This is a genomic window from Deinococcus pimensis DSM 21231, from assembly GCF_000519345.1.
In the GTDB taxonomy this organism is placed as follows: Bacteria; Deinococcota; Deinococci; order Deinococcales; family Deinococcaceae; genus Deinococcus_A; species Deinococcus_A pimensis.
In genome coordinates this window covers 41,047-43,984 of the sequence record NZ_KI912635.1, presented here as the reverse complement: position 1 = coordinate 43,984, position 2,938 = coordinate 41,047, and the positions used below count along the sequence as shown (strand labels likewise).

The 2,938-nt window shown below is 71.6% G+C and carries 3 protein-coding genes; all 3 read right to left on the bottom strand.

All coding sequences use genetic code 11. The features are described 5' to 3' along the window. The coding region (gene scpA, locus DEIPI_RS29340) for a methylmalonyl-CoA mutase (RefSeq protein WP_045233873.1) at positions 1-1,530 on the bottom strand (1,530 nt) is incomplete at its 3' end. A gap of 122 nt (positions 1,531-1,652) precedes the next feature. Beyond that, on the bottom strand, positions 1,653-1,961 hold the full coding sequence (locus DEIPI_RS0107280) for a hypothetical protein (RefSeq protein ID WP_157463525.1): 309 nt from the start codon (positions 1,959-1,961) through the stop codon (positions 1,653-1,655). Positions 1,962-2,040: 79 nt separating this feature from the next. After that, the coding region (locus tag DEIPI_RS29335; RefSeq protein WP_045233844.1) for a hypothetical protein at positions 2,041-2,938 on the bottom strand (898 nt) is incomplete at its 5' end.

Here is a 2,938-nt window from a genome sequence, read left to right as displayed (position 1 = left end):
ACCGGTGCGGGCGCAGGTCTCCAGCGCGGCGAGGGCGCGCGCGACGGCGTCGGGATCGCGGGCGGCGCGCAGGCGGTTGAGGCGGTCGATCTGCGCCTCGCGGACGCGGGTGTTGTCGATGTCGAGCACGTCGACGGGCGTGTCCTGCGGGGCGCGGTACTTGTTCACGCCGACGATGACGTCCTCGCCGCGGTCGATGCGGGCCTGCTTGCGCGCGGCGCTCTCCTCGATACGGAGTTTCGGCACACCGGACTCCACGGCTTTCGCCATGCCGCCCATCGCCTCCACCTCGTCGATGATGGCCATGGCGCGCTCCGCGAGGTCGCTGGTGAGGCGTTCCATCAGGTAGCTGCCGCCCCAGGGGTCCACGACGTCCGTGATGGCCGTCTCCTCCTGCAGGATGAGCTGGGTGTTGCGCGCGACGCGGGCGCTGAACTCGGTGGGCAGCCCGATGGCCTCGTCGAAGGCGTTGGTGTGCAGGCTCTGCGTGCCGCCGAACACGGCGGCCATCGCCTCGACGGTGGTGCGGACGATGTTGTTGTAGGGGTCCTGCTCGGTGAGGCTCCAGCCGGACGTCTGGCAGTGCGTGCGCAGCGCGAGCGACAGGGGATTCTTCGGCTCGAAGCGGCTCATGAGCTTCGACCACAGCAGGCGCGCGGCGCGGAGCTTGGCGACCTCCACGTAGAAGTTCATGCCGATGGCGAAGAAGAACGAGAGGCGCGGCGCGAACTCGTCCACGTCGAGGCCCTTGGCGAGCGCCGCGCGGACGTATTCGAGGCCGTCGGCGAGGGTGTAGGCGAGTTCGAGGGCGGCGTTGGCGCCCGCCTCCTGCAGGTGGTAGCCGCTGATGGAGATGCTGTTGAACCTCGGCATCTCGCGCGCGGTGTACTCGATGATGTCCGCGACGACGCGCATGCTGGGCGCGGGCGGGTAGATGTAGGTGTTGCGGACCATGAACTCCTTGAGGATGTCGTTCTGGATGGTGCCGCTGAGGCGCGCGCGCTCCACGCCCTGCTCCTCGCCCGCGACGACGAAGGCCGCGAGGACCGGCAGGACGGCGCCGTTCATGGTCATGCTGACGGACATCTCGCCCAGGGGGATGCCGTCGAAGAGGATCTTCATGTCCTCGACGCTGTCCACGGCGACGCCCGCCTTGCCGACGTCGCCGACGACGCGGGGGTGGTCGCTGTCGTAGCCGCGGTGTGTGGCGAGGTCGAAGGCGACGCTGAGGCCCTTCTGGCCCTGCGCGAGGTTGCGGCGGTAGAAGGCGTTGCTCTCCTCGGCGGTGCTGAAGCCCGCGTACTGACGGATGGTCCAGGGGCGTCCGGCGTACATGGTGGCGCGCGGGCCACGCACGAAGGGCGCGAGGCCGGGCAGGCCGCCGAGGTGCTCGACGCCTTCGAGGTCGCGTTCGGTGTAGAGGGGGTGGAGGGTGAGGCCCTCGGGGGTCTCGTGAGCGAGGGTGTCGGGGTCGGCCTTCAGTTCCCTGCGGGCGAGGGCTTCCCAGTCGTTCAGGTCGGGCTTCGTCACGGTGGTTCTCCAGGCGGCGCGTCCGGGCAGGCCGGGCGGCGCGAACAAGCATTCGTTCGTTCCTGTTCCAAGCCTACACGACGAGGTCCCCACGCGTGCTCGCGTGGGGACCTCGCCGGGGCTCAGCCGCCGAGCAGGGCGACGCCGCCCACGCCCGCGTCGGGATGTTCGCTCCTGTCCTCGTCGCCGCAGACCCCGACACCCGCACGGGCGAGCAGGCGGCACAGCACCCCGGCGAGGTCCCGGCCGCGCTCCGCGTCCCCGTCGAAGGTGACGGTCAGGACGAAGGCGGGCTCCCCGACCGCAGGGGCGCTCGTGCCGTAGGTGACGCGCGCCTCGTGGATCCGCTCGAAGCCCTCCAGCAGACGGTCGAGGGCGGCCGCCTCGTCCAGCGAGGGGTAGGTCCGGAGGCGCACTTGGGTGGCGGGCACACCCCGACTGTAGTCCGGCGTACCCTCGGGCGCGTGTGGGGCGGCCTCAGCGAGCCTTGAGCCGCCCCGTGGCCCGCGCTCAGCCGCCCGTGCGGAAGGTGACGGTGTAGGAGCGGGTGACCTTGCCCTTCGCGGGCACGTCCACCCGCACCTCCAGCCCCTGCGGCGTCCGCGCCGCTCCCCCCTCCACCGTCACGTTCCCGCCCAGGAGCTCGCGGTACTCCACCCGCAGGGCGCGGTCCTTGGCGCTCTCCAGCGTGAGCGTCACGCGGTAGACCGTCGTCGTCTTGTCCTGACGCACCACCTGCACGCTCCTCGCGTACCCGACGTCCGGGTCGCGGCCCAGGTCCAGCTCGATCGGCTCGTTCGCGCTCGTGTCGTTGATGACCGCCTGACCGACGATGCGGCCCTCGTCGCGGACGGTCACCGCGCCCGCCGGGAGCAGCGTGTCCGCCCGCACGCGGTAGTTGCGCTCCAGCTTCCCGGTCGTGCCGGTCGTGTTGAAGCCGGTGGTGAGGCCCGCGTAGCGTTCGAAGCTCACCTTGGGGTCGAGGAAGGGCAGCGTGAGGGTGGACGCGGCGGGCAGCGTGAACGTCTGGGTCAGCGCGTACCGGTACAGCCCACGGCTCTCCCCCTGCGGGCTGATCGCGGGCGCGGGCGCGGCGGTCGGCATGGCCACCCCGCCCTTGGCGGCCCCGTCGAAGGGCAGGGGCGGGCCCTGGACGAGGTTGACGTCCCCGGCGATCAGTTCGCCCGCCGTGACCTCGTACGCCACGTCGCTGTTGTTCCTCAGGTCCGCCAGGCCCGACAGCGTCGCCGACGTGCCGCTCAGGCGCAGGGTGTAGCGCGGCGCCCACGTCACCGCGCGGGTGAGGTAGCTCAGGGTGGCGTCGCCCGGCGCGGCCACGTCGAAGCTGAGCTGCTGCGAGCGCGCGCCCGCGTTCTCGGGGGGCAGCGTGTCGAAGGCGAGCTGTTCG